This is a genomic window from Anaerobiospirillum sp. NML120511, from assembly GCF_023050955.1.
Lineage (GTDB): Bacteria > Pseudomonadota > Gammaproteobacteria > Enterobacterales > Succinivibrionaceae > Anaerobiospirillum.
Genome location: NZ_JALKIK010000005.1, coordinates 23,601 through 41,530, shown reverse-complemented (window position 1 = coordinate 41,530; position 17,930 = coordinate 23,601). Strand labels below are relative to the sequence as shown.

Annotated in this window: 14 protein-coding genes; 2 read left to right on the top strand and 12 right to left on the bottom strand. The window is 50.6% G+C overall.

The window, feature by feature from the left end:
• Positions 1 to 285 precede the first annotated feature (285 nt).
• The gene (gene rsmD / locus MXE39_RS02400) at positions 286 to 861 is read left to right on the top strand and encodes a 16S rRNA (guanine(966)-N(2))-methyltransferase RsmD (RefSeq protein ID WP_246977033.1); all 576 of its coding nucleotides are present in this window, start codon (positions 286 to 288) and stop codon (positions 859 to 861) included.
• A gap of 578 nt (positions 862 to 1,439) precedes the next feature.
• On the opposite strand, the gene MXE39_RS02395 is transcribed toward rsmD, so the two are convergent.
• The 12 genes from MXE39_RS02395 to rsmG form a co-directional block, all read right to left on the bottom strand.
• Positions 1,440 to 1,868, bottom strand: a complete 429-nt coding sequence (locus MXE39_RS02395; RefSeq protein ID WP_246977035.1) for a F0F1 ATP synthase subunit epsilon — start codon at positions 1,866 to 1,868, stop codon at positions 1,440 to 1,442.
• Between the two features lie 15 nt (positions 1,869 to 1,883).
• Positions 1,884 to 3,299 (bottom strand): F0F1 ATP synthase subunit beta, encoded by a 1,416-nt coding sequence (gene atpD / locus MXE39_RS02390; protein WP_246977037.1) that lies wholly within the window; start codon positions 3,297 to 3,299, stop codon positions 1,884 to 1,886.
• A gap of 18 nt (positions 3,300 to 3,317) precedes the next feature.
• Complete coding sequence (gene atpG, locus MXE39_RS02385) at positions 3,318 to 4,181, bottom strand: F0F1 ATP synthase subunit gamma (RefSeq protein ID WP_246977039.1); 864 nt, start codon at positions 4,179 to 4,181, stop codon at positions 3,318 to 3,320.
• A 10-nt stretch (positions 4,182 to 4,191) separates the two neighbouring features.
• Positions 4,192 to 5,733, bottom strand: a complete 1,542-nt coding sequence (gene atpA, locus MXE39_RS02380) for a F0F1 ATP synthase subunit alpha (protein ID WP_246977041.1) — start codon at positions 5,731 to 5,733, stop codon at positions 4,192 to 4,194.
• A 16-nt stretch (positions 5,734 to 5,749) separates the two neighbouring features.
• Positions 5,750 to 6,280 (bottom strand): F0F1 ATP synthase subunit delta, encoded by a 531-nt coding sequence (locus MXE39_RS02375; protein WP_246977043.1) that lies wholly within the window; start codon positions 6,278 to 6,280, stop codon positions 5,750 to 5,752.
• A 15-nt stretch (positions 6,281 to 6,295) separates the two neighbouring features.
• Positions 6,296 to 6,766 (bottom strand): F0F1 ATP synthase subunit B, encoded by a 471-nt coding sequence (gene atpF, locus MXE39_RS02370; RefSeq protein WP_246977045.1) that lies wholly within the window; start codon positions 6,764 to 6,766, stop codon positions 6,296 to 6,298.
• A gap of 31 nt (positions 6,767 to 6,797) precedes the next feature.
• The gene (gene atpE, locus MXE39_RS02365) at positions 6,798 to 7,019 is read right to left on the bottom strand and encodes a F0F1 ATP synthase subunit C (protein WP_246909920.1); all 222 of its coding nucleotides are present in this window, start codon (positions 7,017 to 7,019) and stop codon (positions 6,798 to 6,800) included.
• 236 nt (positions 7,020 to 7,255) lie between these two features.
• Entirely contained in the window at positions 7,256 to 8,215 is a 960-nt protein-coding gene (gene atpB / locus MXE39_RS02360) for a F0F1 ATP synthase subunit A (protein ID WP_246977047.1), read from the bottom strand.
• 2,205 nt (positions 8,216 to 10,420) lie between these two features.
• Positions 10,421 to 11,218, bottom strand: coding sequence for a hypothetical protein (locus MXE39_RS02355; RefSeq protein ID WP_246977049.1), 798 nt, complete (start codon positions 11,216 to 11,218; stop codon positions 10,421 to 10,423).
• A 135-nt stretch (positions 11,219 to 11,353) separates the two neighbouring features.
• The gene (locus MXE39_RS02350; RefSeq protein ID WP_246977051.1) at positions 11,354 to 13,063 is read right to left on the bottom strand and encodes a ParB/RepB/Spo0J family partition protein; all 1,710 of its coding nucleotides are present in this window, start codon (positions 13,061 to 13,063) and stop codon (positions 11,354 to 11,356) included.
• Positions 13,064 to 13,419: 356 nt separating this feature from the next.
• Positions 13,420 to 14,199 (bottom strand): ParA family protein, encoded by a 780-nt coding sequence (locus MXE39_RS02345; protein ID WP_246977054.1) that lies wholly within the window; start codon positions 14,197 to 14,199, stop codon positions 13,420 to 13,422.
• Positions 14,200 to 14,559: 360 nt separating this feature from the next.
• Positions 14,560 to 15,222 carry a 16S rRNA (guanine(527)-N(7))-methyltransferase RsmG gene (rsmG, locus tag MXE39_RS02340; RefSeq protein ID WP_246977056.1) on the bottom strand — a complete coding sequence of 221 codons (663 nt, stop codon included), beginning with the start codon at positions 15,220 to 15,222 and terminating at the stop codon, positions 14,560 to 14,562.
• A 2,094-nt stretch (positions 15,223 to 17,316) separates the two neighbouring features.
• Between rsmG and MXE39_RS02335 the strand changes: the two genes are divergently transcribed.
• On the top strand, positions 17,317 to 17,928 hold the full coding sequence (locus tag MXE39_RS02335) for a fumarylacetoacetate hydrolase family protein (protein ID WP_246977058.1): 612 nt from the start codon (positions 17,317 to 17,319) through the stop codon (positions 17,926 to 17,928).
• The last annotated feature ends 2 nt before the right edge of the window (positions 17,929 to 17,930 follow it).

Below are 17,930 nucleotides of genomic sequence, written 5' to 3'. Positions count from 1 at the left end.
AGCAGGGCTGCAGCCTGGATTAATCCTGTCCTCAGAGCCGGTAACTGCAGGCAGTCATGCCGCCTGATCGGATGAGGCTGCTCTCCTTTTTTTGACTATCGTCAGATATCAAATCAGGATAAATTAATACAACAAAGGCCTGAAAATGGCCTGAAACAGCGATTATTATAGCGAAATTGCCTGATCTTTACGAAAAATGGCATAAAATCAGACTTTATGGCGATCCACTGCCATCATATGAACAGTGGTGTCCTGTAACCCACCTGCAAGATTAAGGACTCAGCATTGGCATACGACAATAAAATCCGCATTATCGGCGGCATCCTGAAAGGACGTAAGCTTGAGGTTATCGACATGGATGGTCTTCGTCCTACCACCTCAAGGGTAAGAGAGACTGTATTTAACTGGCTTCAGGACCGCACTGCCAATGCCAGAGTGCTCGATCTCTTCGCCGGCTCAGCAGCCCTGGGCCTTGAGGCCCTGTCTCGCGGAGCCCGCGATCTGGTGCTGGTAGAAAAGGCTGCGGACAACGCCGCCGTGCTCAAAAGCCAGATTGACTCTCTGCCTGAGCTTAAGGGCACTACAGTGCAGCTCATCAAAGGCGATGCCCTTGAGTATCTGCGCTCAGTTCCCAAGGGTCAGGGCTTTGATCTGATTTTCCTTGATCCGCCTTTTGACAGCGATCTGCTGGAACCTGCTGTGGAGCTCATAATGGAGCGCGAGCTGCTCAATGAAAACGGCATTGTCTACGTTGAAATGGGCTCAGCCCGCAAAAAGAATCTGCTTGGTCTGAGCATGATTCGTGATGACCAGATAGGTCAGTGCCACTTTGGCATTTACGAAAAAAGCTTTTTCTTCTGATACCTCACAGCCCCTCTTACATGCATCCTCCCTGCATGAGTGCTCAATGGTCGGTGCCGTTGCCCGTGTCCGATGGGTCTTGCCAGTGCCCGTGCACAGACTCAGTTACCTGGAATGCGGGCTTAACACTGTCCTGAGATCAATGGCTTATGTTCCGGTTCTGTTCGGGTAATGATAGACCAATATCGGTGATGAGCCAGACTTTCGCTTGGTGTTGGTTCTACCTAAGCTTAGGGTTTTGACGACCTCCGCTCTGAGTGTGTTCGACTTATCTTTGTGAGTGTTCGACCGCTGTTTGGGAAGAGCTCTGTTTACGTCTGGTGATTGCTCGACCGCTGTTTGGGAAGTGCTCTGTTTACGTCTGGTGATTGTTCGGCGGGCGTTCGGGGTGTGTTCGGGATGTGTTAGGGATTTGGCTGTGATGGGGATGTTCGGATACTGTTCGGAGTCGTAACGGGGTTGGGCTCAGATTAAAGGCGAAAAAAAAGGGATCTTGCGATCCCTTTTTTTGGCTTTGATAAGCCCTGCATGCCCTGAGGCCTTGCAGAGCAGGAACACAGTTATGTGCTCCCCTGTTATCAGCGCCTGCGTGAGCGTGCGAGCTCGACCACTTTGAGCTGGGCCATGGCTTCTGACAGCTTGATGAAGGCCTGAGTGTAGTCCTTATCACCTGCATTGGCACGGGAAATGGCCTCACGTGCATTACGCATTGCTTCCTGGGCCTTGGCCTCGTCAATGTCATCAGCACGCAGAGCAGTATCAGCCAGAACGGTTACGTCCTCAGGCTGAACCTCTAAAATACCACCGGCAAGATAAATCTGATCCTGCTTTCCATCAGCGTCAACCAGGGAAACCATGCCTGACTTGATGGTGGTAATTAAAGGAGTGTGGCCATGGCGGATACCTAACTCACCTTCAGAACCAGTAATGGACATGGCTCTGACGCGGCCGGAATACAAACTGCCAACACCACTGACGACGTTGAGATGGAAAGTAATCTCTTCCATGCGTCAATCCTCCCTTTATAAGCTCTTGGCCTTCTCTACGACTTCCTCGATTGAGCCAACCATGTAGAAAGCCTGCTCAGGTAAGTTGTCGTACTCACCATTGATGATGCCCTTGAAGCCACGGATGGTGTCCTTCAGGGAAACATACTTGCCTGGAGAGCCGGTGAACACTTCAGCTACGCTGAATGGCTGAGACAGGAAACGCTCAATCTTACGGGCACGGGCCACAGTAAGCTTGTCATCCTCAGAGAGCTCGTCCATACCGAGAATGGCGATAATGTCCTTGAGCTCCTTGTAACGCTGCAGAATGGTCTGAACGCCACGGGCAACATCGTAGTGATCCTGACCTACAACGAGAGGATCGAGCTGACGGGAGGTGGAGTCAAGAGGGTCCACAGCAGGATAAATACCCAGAGAGGCAATCTGACGTGATAATACGATGGTTGCGTCAAGGTGAGCGAAGGTGGTTGCAGGGCTTGGATCGGTAAGATCGTCAGCAGGTACGTATACAGCCTGAATGGAGGTAATGGAACCCTTCTTGGTAGAAGCAATACGCTCCTGCAGGGCACCCATTTCCTCAGCCAGAGTTGGCTGATAACCTACGGCTGATGGCATACGGCCCAGCAGAGCGGATACCTCAGTACCGGCCAGGGTGTAACGGTAGATGTTGTCGATGAACAACAGCACGTCCTTACCCTCGTCACGGAACTTCTCAGCAACGGTCAGACCGGTTAAGGCTACACGCAGACGGTTGCCAGGTGGCTCGTTCATCTGGCCGTAAACCATTGATACCTTGTCCAGAACCTTGGACTCTTCCATCTCGTGATAGAAGTCGTTACCCTCACGGGTACGCTCACCTACACCGGTGAACACGGACAGACCGGAGTGGGCCTTGGCGATGTTGTTGATAAGCTCCATCATGTTAACGGTCTTACCTACACCAGCACCACCGAACAGACCTACCTTACCACCCTTGGCGAAAGGACAGATCAGGTCGATAACCTTAATACCGGTTTCGAGAATCTCGGTTGTGGATGACTGCTCAGCATAAGTAGGGGCACCACGGTGAATAACCCAGCGCTCCTGCTCGCCGATTGGGCCGGCCTCGTCTACAGGCTCGCCCAGTACGTTCATAATACGGCCCAGAGTGGCGGCGCCTACTGGAACCTTAATACCGTCACCGGTATTAACAGCTACCAGACCACGGCTTAAACCGTCAGATGAACCCATGGCGATACAACGTACTACACCGCCACCGATTTGCTGCTGCACTTCAAGAGTGATGTCCTGACGCTGTTTGCCGTCACCCTTAATCTCAAGTGCGTCGTAAAGCTCCGGAATTGAGTTCTCAGCAAACTCAACGTCCACAACAGCGCCGATGATCTGCACAATAGTGCCCTTTTCACCAGCACGTTTTCTAGCTTCTGCCATTTTTTATCCTCAAAAAAATTAGACCGCAGAGGCACCGGATACGATGTCGTTAAGCTCCATCGTAATACCTGCCTGACGTGCTTTGTTATATTCAAGCTGCAGATCGCTGACAAGGGCATCGGCGTTATCTGTAGCTGCTTTCATAGCCACCATACGGGCTGCCTGCTCACTGGCAAGGTTCTCAAGCACAGCCTGATAAACCATCTGCTGAATATAACGATCTAAAACTACATGTAAAATGATAGCCGGATCAGGTTCGTAAATGTAATCCCAGTGGTTCTTCTTGATGTTCTCGTCATCTGTCATTGGCAGAGGGAGAAGCTGAACTACCATTGGGAGCTGCACCATGGTGTTCTTAAAGCCGTTGAAGCAGAGATTGATCTTGTCTACTTCACCATTTAAGTACGCCTCGGTCATCACCTTAATAGCACCTACCAGCTTGTCAGGAGAAGGCTCATCGCCAAAGCCGGCATGCTGGGCAATAATGTCCATGCCTGCACGGGCAAAGAAGGCGTTGGCCTTGCTGCCTAACAATACGGTCTTAACGCCCTTTCCGCTGTTAATAGTGCTCTTCATGTCATTGAGAGTCTTACGGAAAAGGTTGATGTTAAGACCACCACACAGGCCACGATCGGTAGAAACGATGATATAACCAACGTTCTTTACCTCACGCTCGACCATGTATGGGTGGCGATATTCAGTGTGACCAGCAGCAATGTGACCGATAATTCGGTTAAGAGCCTGAGAGTATGGACGTGAGGAGCTCATTTTCTCCTGGGCACGTCTCATCTTTGATGCGGCTACCATTTGCATAGCACTGGTGATCTTCTGAGTGCTTTTAACACTGGCGATCTTAGTGCGTATTTCTTTTGCGCCGGCCATATTAGGGCTCCTACCAGGTTTGTGATGACTTGAACTCAGTGATTAAATCGTTGAGAGTCTTGACGATCTCATCGTTGTAATCAGGGTTGGCCTCAAGGCCACTTAAGAAGTCACCATACTTCTGGCGGGCAAACTCTAACAGGGCAGATTCAAATGACAGAATCTTGGAAAGCTCAACATCCTCAAGGAAGCCACGCTCAGCTGCGAAAATAATCAGACCCTGCTCAGCAACAGTTAATGGAGAGAACTGCTTCTGCTTCATGAGTTCGGTTACTTTCTGACCGTGGTCGAGCTGCTTGCGGGTTGCATCATCAAGGTCAGAGGAGAACTGGGCGAATGCTGCCAGTTCGCGGTACTGAGCCAGAGCGGTACGAATACCACCAGAGAGCTTCTTGATGAGCTTGGTCTGAGCTGCACCACCTACACGGGATACGGAAATACCTGGATCAACAGCTGGGCGTACGCCAGAGTTGAACAGTGAGGAGGTAAGGAAGATCTGACCGTCGGTAATGGAAATTACGTTGGTAGGAATGAACGCAGACACGTCACCGGCCTGAGTTTCAATAATTGGCAGTGCGGTTAAGGAACCGGTTCTGCCCTTGACCTTACCACCTGACAGAGCCTCCAGGTACTCGGCGTTAACACGGGAGGCACGCTCGAGTAAGCGGGAGTGCAGGTAGAATACGTCACCTGGGAAAGCCTCACGGCCTGGTGGACGACGTAACAGCAGAGAAATCTGACGATAGGCAACAGCGTGCTTGGACAGATCATCATAGATGATCAGAGCGTCTTCGCCCTGGTCCATGAAGAACTCACCCATGGCACAGCCGGCATATGGGGCGATGTACTGTAAGGCGGCAGTATCTGAAGCAGAAGCGGCAACGATGATGGTGTTGTCCAGAGCGCCGTGCTCTTCGAGCTTTCTTACTACGCCGGCAATGGTAGAAGCCTTCTGACCAATTGCAACATAAATACAGCGAACGCCGTAGTTCTTCTGGTTAATGATGGTGTCGATAGCCAGAGCAGTCTTACCTACCTGACGGTCACCAATGATAAGCTCACGCTGACCACGACCGATAGGGATCATGGCGTCAACGGCCTTATAACCAGTCTGAATTGGCTGAGATACGCCCTGACGTGCAATAACGCCTGGAGCGATCTTTTCTACTGGGTAGAAAGCGGTCTTCTCAATAGGACCCTTGCCGTCGATAGGCTCACCCAGAGTGTTTACAACGCGGCCCAGCAGTGCGTTGCCAACTGGTACTTCAAGAATACGGCCGGTGCTGCGGACCTTCATACCCTCAGATAAGTGAGTGTATGGGCCCATCACGATGGCACCAACAGAGTCACGCTCAAGGTTTAAAGCCAGACCGAACAGACCTTCGCCGAAGTCCAGCATTTCACCCTGCATAACGTTGGAAAGGCCGTGAATACGTACGATACCATCGTTTACGGAGACGATGGTGCCTTCATCACGTGCCTCTGTGACAACCTTAAATTGCTCGATGCGCTTTTTGATGAGATCGGCAATTTCAGTTGAATTTAATTGCATTTACATTTCCCCTGCTTTACTTGAGGGTTGAAGACAATCTACTCAGGTTAGTCTTGACGCTGCCGTCAATGACTTCATCTCCGATACGGATGATGACACCGCCCATGATGGAAGGATCGATGGTACGGGTGAGATTTACCTTGACCTTGTACCTGGCCTCCAGCTTGGCAACGATAGCTTGTTCATCTTCCTTTGCCAGAGGACGGGCAGTCACGATCTCAACGACGCGGACTTGCATGAAGTCGTCGCGTAACCTGATAAATTCCTGACAGATTTCAGGGAGAACCTCAAAACGATTGTTCTCACCAATTACATAGACGAAGTTCTGTGCTTTCTCGTCAAGAAGATCACCTAAAAGCTCAATCAGAAGCTTTGCCGCAGCCTCATGAGTACTGGCCTCAGAGATCATGTAGGCAAACTGCTCATGAGACATGGCGCAGGAAAGAGCCTCAAGGGCCTTTGACCAGCTGTCAAAGGTCTTGTCCTGTCGGGCAATTTCAAAAGCTGCCTGAGCATAAGGTCTTGCGATAGTTAGGTTCTCAGCCAATGCTTTCACCTCACTTTACAAGGAATCAACAATCTTCTTGACCATTTGATGATCAGAGCTTGCATCCATTTTCTTATCAAGAATTTTCTCCGCACCAGCAACGGCCAGGGCGATAACTTCAGCACGTAATTCCTCACGGGCCTTGTTAGTCTCTGACTCGATCACAGCCTTTGCAGACTCGATGATGCGGTTCTTCTCGTTAGTAGCTTCTTCAGTAGCACGGTCCAGAATCATTGAGCGCTGCATGTTTGCCTCATCAATGATCTTCTGAGCTTCTTCCTTAGCCTTGTGTAAGGTGTCAGCTGCATTAGACTTTGCTATCTCAAGGTTTCTTTTAGCCTTTTCGGCATTGGCAAGACCATCGGCAATTTCTTTCTGCCTTTTTTCAAGGGCGCTCATTAATGGTGGCCATACATATTTCATGCATAAGACCACAAAAATGAAGAATGCAACGGCTTGACCTAAAAAAGTAGCATTAATTTCCAAGGTTCAGCTCCTTGCTAAAACAGTGTTTAGCTTAAGCAGCGAACAGGAGGTACATGCCAAGACCTACACCGATCATAGGAATAGCGTCAACAAGACCCATCACAATGAAGAACTGAGTACGGAGTAATGGAAGTAAATCTGGCTGACGGGCAGAACCCTCTAAGAACTTACCACCTAAGATACCGATACCGATAGCAGCACCAATAGCAGCTAAGCCCATCATAATGCCGGCAGCAAGGATGTTGAGATCCATTTAAATTCTCCTTTTAGAGTACAAATTTTGTGACTGGAGCATATCCCCGGAAAGCCCTCCTGTGCCAGACAAAGACGAAAACGGCGGCAGGCTGGCCGGTAACACCGGGTCAGTCATCCATTCCCCTTGAAAATGCATATAAAGTCGGGAAACTTCAGCACTGATGCTTCATGTTGAATAAGTTAGTTATGGTTTTCACCAGAAGGCAGCGGTAAACGTCTGTTCACATCTGCCTGCTAGTCTTCTTCACTGGCCATTGACAGGTAAACGATAGTCAATACCATGAAGATGAAAGCCTGTAAGGTAACAATCAGGATGTGGAATAATGCCCAAGGCACATTCAGTACCCACTGTACCCACCACACCGGAATCAGCGCGATCAGGATGAAGATCATTTCACCTGCGTACATGTTTCCGAAGAGTCGCAGACCGAGGGAAACAGGCTTGGCAAGTAAGGAAACGCCTTCAAGGATCAGGTTGATCGGGGCGAAAGCCCAGTGATGGAACGGATGCAGGGTATAGGTCTTGATGAAACCCTTGACGCCAATGTTGGTGAAAGAGAAGTAGAAAATCAGGAAGAAAACACCAGTGGCCATGGAAAGGGTGATGTTTACGTCAGCTGATGGAACTACTCTGAAGTATGGAACACCAATATAGCTTGCAAATCCAGGCAGGAGGTCGATAGGGAGCAGATCCATCAGGTTCATGAGGAATACCCACATGAAAACTGTCAGAGACAGAGGGGCAATTATGTCGCTCTTTCTCTTAAAGATGGAGGCTACGGATCCCTGTACGAACTCAAAAATCATTTCCACAAAGCACTGAAGCTTGGTAGGCACGCCGGAGCGTGTCTGCTTGGCACCATAGCGGAACAGGCCGATGAAAATCAGACCCAGAACGATGGTGACCAGGAAAGAGTCAAGATTCAGGTGTGCGAAATTGAATAATGAGGCCTCATGCTCGGCAGGAGCGTGATAAGCGATACAGGTGCCCTGTGCCAGATCAGTGAACTTGCACTGCTCGTAACCGGTGATGGCCAGACAGTCAGCCTGACTTCCGGATGCAGCAAGACAGTTCTGATAGGCTGCAGGCTCCTTTGGAATAACGCTGTTTACGATATTGCCGTTTGTGAGATCAACTTGCAGGAATGAAAGGTGGTGTCCAATATACTCTTGAGATGGTGAAGTCTCAGACATAAGATTCTTTAGCTTCCAAGATGAACACGCAAAGAACACATTCACAACAGTACTGCCGCCGGGGCTTCAGGACCGTCAGGTCTGTATTCTTCAATTATTTGATATAAAAGTTGCGCTGACTGATGCCCACCTTGTGGATTATGTCCAGGTCATGGACCGTCTCCGCAGGAGAGCTTTCATTCAGATAAAGTGACGCGTACCAGGTGCTCTTCAGACAATTACCAAAGTTAAAGCTCAGGGCTCTTACTCCAGTATTGGAAAAGACAGCAGCTTTTCATCCTCACAGCCTAATTCTCATGGTTCTTAAGACCTCAAAACCGCATCAATACGTAACTCACTTCAACAGTTCCCTTACATCATGGCTTTATTCACCAGGACCTGGTGCAGTCTCTGCCGTCCCTGTCCTTAATACAGGTTCCCGCATTTAAGCTCTCAACTCTGCATCTGACAGCCCGGTCATGACCTTATGACAAATGTGCGCATTCTGACTGTTCCCGCACTTAAGCTCTCAACAGTCTGATACCGCAATGTCAGTCCGGTGTTTTTCGTCTGATGTAAAAGGCCCCGCTTCCATGCACTAAGTAAGGTACCGGCAAGGGGGTTATAAGGAGAAAAGGCGCGATCTTAAAACAACTTTAATCGACCAAAGAGGACTCAAAGGTTTGCCAACCTTGAATAATTACCGTCTGCCACAGCCCAGGATGCGAAAGACAACTCCCGCCCCCGTACCTGTTAAGCAGCTCAGATAACCACCTGACAGTATGGCTTTATCTGATCGCCTGACATACTTTCACTGCTTCTTTGTCAACAGAAAAAGTGCACCACAACAAACCGGACGCCCTTTCGACGGAAAGTACCATTCGGTTCTGCATCACTGTATTTTCTGTAGAGCAAAGTGAGATGAAATATGCCAGATCTTACTGTCATGTCACCCCGGACATGGCAGTTTCAGCTGCGCTGCGCGACAGGATTTTCCCGTAAAAGGACAGTCCTGTCAGTCCCGAATATTTTACCTGTTTCCAGGAGAAAAAAGGGCCGTTTACGCCTGCACCACCGGCCTTAAAGGACAGGAAATGCTTATAAAATTGAACCTCGTCAAAAATTTAAGCATTACCTTATGTTTGTTTGCTCAAAATTAGCTGTCCGCCTGAGCCTTTGATCAGGAAGGGATAACCAGATGAGCAACCAAACTCCAGTTTGATCTCCATACATATATGGAGGATCATTTTCCGGCTGGCAGAACGTGCAGTCTGCTACTTTGAAAACTGCGTTATGTAAGGCACTTGATTAAAGGCTAATCAGTGCCGGGGCACATGCTCAAAAGACAGCTGTAGACCTTTATGATCACCTTAATATACCCTCAAAGTAGAAAATTTAGCAATTTCATAAGTCACATTGCGTGATCATAAAAGTGCAATAAATTATCATCATAGATACACTCAAATCGCTCCATCAAAGAAAAACTGTGCACGTCATCACATCTCCATCCTGATACATATCCCCCAAAAGTGTTGCCCACCTCATAAAATTTGCTGTCAGATCTGTCCAAAAGTACCAGAGCGAAAAATAAAACTACACTATATTGACCTTTTTACCCCATCTCCAAAAAAGTTCATCATGCGGTTTCGTGCACACATAATTTGCACTCTTACTGCGCATTATGGCCCGCCAGACTAACAACCGACTGCCCCTCAGCCAGTCACTCCGGCAAGGCACCAGCCCCTGGCGCTGTACTGGATTAGCCATGCCCTCTCCAGCTGACAGATGGCAGCATGCCAGAGCGTATGAGCGCTGATACGATTGCGAATTTTTATTAACTTTACCGCCACCATGCTCACATCTCCTGTCTTTTCTGCATCAGGCAAAAGACCACAGGAATAATGCCAGAAGACCATAGAAATAAGCCTCAACAGCCATCAGCCCGCACGCCCCAATCAGCCCCCAATCAGCCCCCAGTGCCCCACACCAGCCTGACAGGTCACGCTGGCGTGGTGAGTTGACGGCACAGGGCAAGACCAGGAGGAGCCGGCATCCAGCGCCGCCCCAGGCTGGCTGCGCACCAGCTGGTCGTCTGCAGGCAGCACTGCTATTACCCGACCGACAAAACAAAAGAGCCCGACCGTGCTACCTGGGGCTTCAGCAGGTAACAGGTCGGGCCCTCTTATCTGGTCCATGGATAAAGGCAGGTGCTGCTCTGCGCTGTGCTTAGCTGCGTACTCCCAGAGACAGAGAGGTCCTCAGGATCTGAACAAACATCACTACGACAAAAGAGGCCATGATCACCAGGGCATTGAGGTCAGTGAACTTGAAGGCGGCCACCAGAATGATGACCATGATGGAGTACTTGAGGATCTCTGCCTTGATGAGGTCATACATGGTCATGCCTGCATGTTGGCCGTGACTGCGGTCTGGGGAGCGGGCAATGGCATTGTAGACAGCTATCGGGACAATCACACCGGCACATCCACAAAGAGATGAGAGCATGAACCATATGGCAGCGCCCATGGCCCCCATGTCAGCAAAGGGACCGGCAAGCTCAGCAAGACGGAAGAGCACCTCAGGGCTGTCAGGAGCCATCTCCTTGAGAGCCGATGAGGCCTTGGCAAAGCCAGCGAAGGCTGAGCCAAAAATACAGAAGATGCTGACCTGAATCATAAAGATGATGCTGCTCAGTCCTGGCTGCCTGCGGCTTAGCTCAAGCGCCTCCTCATAGGAGATCTTGCGGGCTGGAACACCATAATCATCATTATCCACATCATCCCAGCCGCTGCCCTTGCCGGCGCCAGCAGCACGCCCACTGGCTTGCCCAGAGCTGGCCTGCGGAGCAGCGTCCTGCGGGGCACTTGCCTGCCGTGAGCAGGCCTGAGCGGCACCGGCTGGTTCTGCTGTGCTGCCGTCCTGTTCAGGACCGGCTGCGATGGCGGCGTCAGCCCTGGTGAGTTCTGGCGCCTGCTGTGCACTGCTGTCAGGTGTAGATGTCTGGGAGTTATCTTGCTGTTGCATGGTTATTTGCTTGATTGAAGATGATCCATCCCGGTGAGGGCAGTGCCTGGTGGCCGGGCTGTGAAAATGCACAGGCCCTGCCCTGTTGAGCCATTACGCTCAATAAGGCAGGGCCTGAAAAGATGTCAGGGATTATCAGTCGTTATGAGGCTGCAGCCCCAGCATGGTAAGGAGGGCAAAAAGCTCATGCTCGTCCTCGTAGCTTAAGGTGAGCTTGCCTTTGCCGCCGCGACCGGTCTTGAACTTGGCACGCGGACCGCGCATTCTCATGTTCAGAGTCTTTTCCAGAGCCTGGAAGTTCAGGTCCTTGAGCGCCTCACCTTCACTGGGGGAGCTTTTGGCCTCCTCAGCCTGACGGGCAGCAATCTTCTTGGCAAACTCCTTTACAAAGCTTTCGGTGGCACGCACTGACAGACCGCGCTCAATTACCACCTGACAGGCCTCACTTTGAGCAGTTCCGCTTAATGACAGCAGCACCTTGGCATGTCCAAGGTCAATCTGACCTGCACGCAGGGCCGCCATAGCCTCATCTTCAAGTTTGAGCACACGCAGATAGTTGGCCACGGCAGAGCGTGACTTGCAGACGCTGCGAGCTACCTCTTCCTGGGTCATGCCGCATTCCTGCATCATCTGATCAAAGGCAATTGCCAGTTCAACAGGGTTGAGGTTTTCACGCTGAATGTTTTCGATAAGGGCGATGGCATAGGCCTTTTCATCAACAACATCACGCACCAGACATGGAATTGCATCCATACCCAGCATACGTGCAGCACGATAACGACGCTCACCACAGATAATCTCAAAGAAACCGCTGTCGGTACGCTGAACAATCAGAGGCTCAAGCAGACCGTGCTCCTTGATGGAGGTAGCAAGCTCAATAATAGCCTCATCATCAAAGCTGTGACGTGGCTGGTAGGCTGATGGCTTGAGCAGCTCAAGCTTGACGTTAAGTACCAGATGATTATCCGATGCCTCAGATCCGGCAGCATTCACTGCTGCCATGGCGCTGCTGCCAAAGCCGGCACGGGAGCTGGCAATGGTGGACAGCTCACTGCCATCTCGCAATTCCTGAGCGCTGACAGCCTCACGGGCAAGGGAGGACACAGCAGAAGTCTTTTCACTGTGAGCCTTCTCACTGACCACAGCAGCAGTCACTGCAGCTGAATTTTCAGTACTGTCAGGCAGCTGAGACTGCTCAGCCTCAGTCTCATGGTCAGCGCCTTGATGCACATCAGTCTGTGCATGGACCTGCTGAGCAGCCATGGATTTCTCTTGAGCTACGCCCTTTGCTGCGGATGCCTTGCCGGCAGCATCTGTCTTTCCTGCTGCAGTTGTCCTGCCTGCAGCAGCTTTCTTTTTGGATCCGGACTTTGAAGTCCCGGCCTGAACAGCAGCCGGGGCCACAGCCTCGGCTGCAGCGTCAGCTACTGCGGCTGCTTTGGTGCTGCTTCTGGATGCAGGCTTTGCGGCTGCATCCACGGCGCCGGCAGCAGCCTTGCCAGCTGACTTTGCACCTGCAGAGGCTGCGCTCTTGCCGCCTGCCTTTACAGAGGTACTGGCAGTTGCCTTTTCAGCAGTCTTATCAGAGGCTTTGGCTGCAGATTTGACCGGAGCTTTGGCTGTAGCTTTGGCCTTTGATTTTGTCTGGGACCTGCTCTGAGACTTCGTCTGTTCTCCGGACTTTGCCTGTTCCTGATCCGCGCCTTTGTCAGCATCAGCTCGTCCTGCCAGGGAACGGCTGAGCAGATCATTTACATATGACTCAGCTGCAGACTTGCCACTGCGTGACTTTTTCTCGCTGCTGTCACTGATTAAAGTGCCTAAACTTCTGCCTAAGCCAGCCATGATTTTGCTCCCTGATTCTGTCCTGAACCACCAGGGGTCACGTGCACAGCTGCAGCTGTCAGCAGGCACAGTAATACCGCTAATGATAAAGGAACAGAGCTGAAAAGAGTTATTAATGAAAAGGGGATGGGATCTGTACAGTGCCGCCCGTCATTCATGGGGACATTACCTGTTATCTCACGCCATTGCTGTCACAGCTTTATGGCACATCAGTTACAGGATTGCAGCTGCTGCATCTGCAGGAGCGCCGCTGGTGACGGGACAGGCCATCCTGGGCCTCAGATCAGCCCGCGCATGTGATTTCAGGCGGGCAGGTCAGAAAGGAAAGTCTGACCGTGAATACTGTTAATACTGTCTTAAGAGCTTGAGGCCAGCAGTTCCTTTTCCAGGATCTCTGCTGCCAGAGCTACATATGCCTTGGCACCGGCACAGCTGCGGTCATAGAACACAGCAGGTTTGCCATAGCTTGGGGCCTCAGCAAGGCGTACATTACGCGGAATAATAGTACGGTAAACGAGGTCGCCAAAGCTGTTCTGCAGATCGTTGGACACGTCCTGAGACAGGCGGTTGCGGTTATCGTACATGGTTCTGAGAATGCCTTCGATTCTGATATGAGGATTGACCTCACGGCCGAGCTTGTCCACGGTATCAATCAGCAGAGTCAGACCTTCAAGGGCAAAGTACTCACACTGGATAGGAACCATGATGCTGTTGGCTGCACACATGGCATTGATGGACAGGTAGTTAAGGGATGGCGGACAGTCAATAAAGACGTAATCATAATTGTCCTTGATAGGCTCAAGGGCATTTTTGAGTCTTACCTCACGGGACATGGAGTCACGAAGTTTGAACTCGGCTGCAACCAGCTCATCATCAGCAGGAATCAGGTGATAGGCGCCGTTGGTTTCGGTGACAAGGGCGCTCATGGCGTCAGCACCGTCAATGAGTACATGGCGCACAGAGCACTCTACTCTGTACTTGTTAATACCCGATCCCATGGTGGCATTACCCTGTGGGTCGGCATCAATGACTAAAACCTTCTTATCCATCAGTGCCAGAGAGGCAGCAAGGTTGATGCAGGTGGTAGTTTTACCCACACCACCTTTTTGATTAGAGATTGCGATGATTTTAGCCATAACATTTCCTATCCGTTGACGGCTCTGATTACTGTCAGTACTGATAACGGCAGATCCTGTCTCTGCCTGATGGGCAGATGAACCTGTGCCCGGTCAGATAAATGCCTGCGACTGCAGGCTGTGCCGGTGGCACTGCTGCAGGCGCATCCTGAATCAGCAGCAGCTTCTGTATGCAGCTGACGGAGCTTTAAGAGCAGGCCCCATGTCCCCCTGGCCTTGATGAGCAAGATCCGATCCTCAAGTGCAAACCTCAGGGATATGACCTGCTTTGTGATCTGTCTTTCCAGCCTGCAAAGCTGACATCATTTCAGTGAGCAATGCTACAGGGGATTATCCGGTCAGGCAGAGGAAGAAGTCCGATCAGGCGTGACTTAGAACTACCGCCTGACGGCGGGCGTCAAGCTCAGGAACTTTGAGTTCTTCGATCCTTTCTATTTTAACAGTTTCAGGAACATCCTGAATTTCACTGTCTTCGAGGTTGGCCTTCATGGCTACCATGCGGCCTGACCTGTCCAGCAGGGGCAGACACCATGAAATCATACGCTCCAGAGGAGCAAAGGCACGGCTGACGATAACGTCAAAAGGCTCATGCTCAATCTCTTCACAGCGCTTGTTGATAAGCTCGACATTGGCAAGCTTAAGCCTTGTGACCACCTGACGGACAAAGGAAAGCTTCTTGCCCACTGAATCGATTAGGGTAAAGTTCAGATCAGGATTCATAATGGCCAGCACCAGTCCTGGGAAGCCTGCACCTGTACCAACATCGGCTACGCTCTTCACGCCCTCAACTGATCTGACTACAGGACAGACTGCGGCGCTGTCGAGAATATGCAGAATGGCCATCTGATCCACATCCTTGATGGCAGTGAGATTGAGAGCGGCGTTCCAGGTATTGAGCATTTCCAGAAGAATGGTCAGCTGCTCAATCTGAGCCTCACTGATCTCAAGTGAGGTCTGAGCAAAAAGTCCGGTCAGACGCTCCCTGCACTGATCAAAGGAAAAAGGGGCAGCTTTCTTGGCCATAGAAAATCCTGATGATGAACTCAAAATCAAACAAATGTCGAACCGCCTGGTCAGGGATAATGGTCCATAACAGGGGTCCTGGATATCAGATCTGACTGAGGCCTCAGGCCCATATGTCCTGGGAGCAAAAATACCAGGCAGTAAAAACTGACGCTCAGCTGCATTAAGAACATTAAGAGCATCAAAAATGCCAGTGCCCTGTACCAATAAGCAAACCTGCAGAGCATTGTCATCACTGCTCATGCTCTAAACTGCTAATTACAGGGGCAATATCAGAGCTGATTCCAAACCCCTGATCATAACAGCCACAGTGATATTTTCCTAGGAAAACAGCCAACCCTACACCCTCCTGTCGCGCAGGCTGCGTCAAAGCCCTCCATGCTGCACTCACAGCCCACATTGCTGCAGCCAACGCACTTCCGCAGCAAAAGATCTCCTGCCAGCAGTTAGCCACGCTCCCCATAATAGCGCCCCTGGTGCATGCCATAAGACAGGCAGGACCTCCTAAGCACGGCCATACCTGCTTGCAGGCAATTGCTGGCAATGGCAGGCAATACCACGCACCTGCCCCTCAAACAGCAGGCAATACAATGCAATGCACCTGACCATCAAACTGCCGCCCATGTCAGCCCATGGCTGACTTAATCCCTGATACCGGCTCTCCCCAAACACCCGAGTGCGGCTCATGATGTTTATGCTGTCAGCAGATCGGAATGTGTCAGTACGTCTATACATTGTTGATCCCTGCTGACAGCCTGACACCGGTAATGCAGGGACTCGCTGGCGAACCTGAAGCCGCATTGAGCGCTGCTGCTTTTGATGCAGCAGAATGATCTGTTGCGATTCGGGGCAGATAACAATAAGGGATGTCAGGGGCTGTCCCTGGGGCCATGTCCCGGCTTTTATATGTTGTTATAGATGAGGACAGAGGGCGAGCGCTGCGTATCCTGCAGCCAGGCGTATGACTTATTGGATCTTGCAGGCTGTGATGCCACTGGAAAGATGCAGCTGGGGAACACGCAGTACGGGTAAGCCGCATTTGGATTTGCAGCCAGGGATGCTCCTGGGAACACGCTGCACGGGTATGTTACCGGGGGACAGGCAGACTGGACATTAGCAGGGCGGTTAATGGGGCCGGTTTCGGTGTGATTTGCGCGAAGCGGAAATTTTATTGGGCGCAAATGGCGTAGTGACGGGGTTTTAGAGGGGTGCTGAGCTTGGATCCATGTTGGCGAAAAGTGATCCGGATCATGCCGGACAGGATGTTCTGATGGACATAATTACTTCCATACAAGTTTATGAGCGGGCGCTGATATATTGCGCCTTTTTGGAGGAGAGCGGTCATCTTTTGCGCTCCGTGATGCTCTGCTTATGGTTTTGACACAAAGTTTTTCTTTAACAACATGAGGCCCGGGCATTCCAAAAGCCGTGAGCACACTCCCTGGCTGTTTAACAAAATGGTACTTTTCGGTGGAATTTACCCATTTTGAGAAGATCTGTGCAGAGCAGGCTGTGTATACATGTCCATGAATTTTTCGCTGTATGAATCCGGGAGGGTCAACAGTGACATGAGGCACTGCTGTTTGTTGGCCAAAACGTCATATTTATGCCGAAATAGCGCCTGTTTGCGGGGAGATGACCGGGCCTGTTGAGCAGCTGTACAGGCCATGAGCAGACGGGTTCTAACTACTCCTCAAAAAGTACCGGTTTACACCCCTAAAGTGCCAGTGATGGTACCTTTTATCTGAAAAATTGCACTTTTGGATCTTATGGCACTGATATTCAATTAAGATTTTTTTATCAACTTGACGGACAAATGTTTTTGCCATGTGTAAAAGTTTTTACCTCAAGCCTGGATCCAGGCTGGGGGTGTCAGGTACGTCGATGGCGCTGCCACGTGCTTTGTGGCTTTGTTAAGCCTGTTTAATATTCACATCTTTTTATCGGTTATCTGCAAAACATTATCGAAAAAATCACTAAAAAAATGCTGCCTGGAAATTGGATTTTGTGGGGCTTATGTCACATATCCGGGCGTACAGGATCGGTAAATTAATTTAAAACAATCAATTTTCTTAACATGAGGTCTTGAACCAGATGTCTCCAAATGTATTTGCCATTGCATTGAACCACCAGAGCCAGATGGATCATTGGCATGATGCTTTTCTTGAGCCTCCATACAAGGAGCTGCCTAAGAAGGCCGTATGGTTTATCAAGCCACGCAATACCCACAACGTAAATAACGGAGAGATTGTTCTCGATCCTGCAGAGCAGTACTACTCCGGCGGCACCTTTGCCATCGTCATTGGCAAGAAAGCTTCCAGAATCAAGGCAGAGGACGCCTGCGAATATATCGAAGGCTTCGCGCTTGCCAACGAAATTTCCCTTGCAGAAGAGTCTTTCTACCGTCCTGCCATCAAGGCCAAGTGCCAGGACAACTCCTGCCCTGTAGGTTCAGTTGCCAAAGTCTGCGTTGCCAGCATCGACATTGAAACCTGGATCAATGGCGAGAAGGTTGACTGCTACAACACCAGCGGTTTTATCCGCAATGCCGGACAGATTCTCGAGGCCCTTACCGACTTTGCCACCCTTGAGGTGGGCGACATGGTGCTCATGGGCACCCCTCAGAAGCGCGTTGCTATCAAGAGCGGCGACAAGGTTGAAATCAAGGCTCAGGGTTTTGAAACTCTGGTCACCTTTGCAAAGTAAGG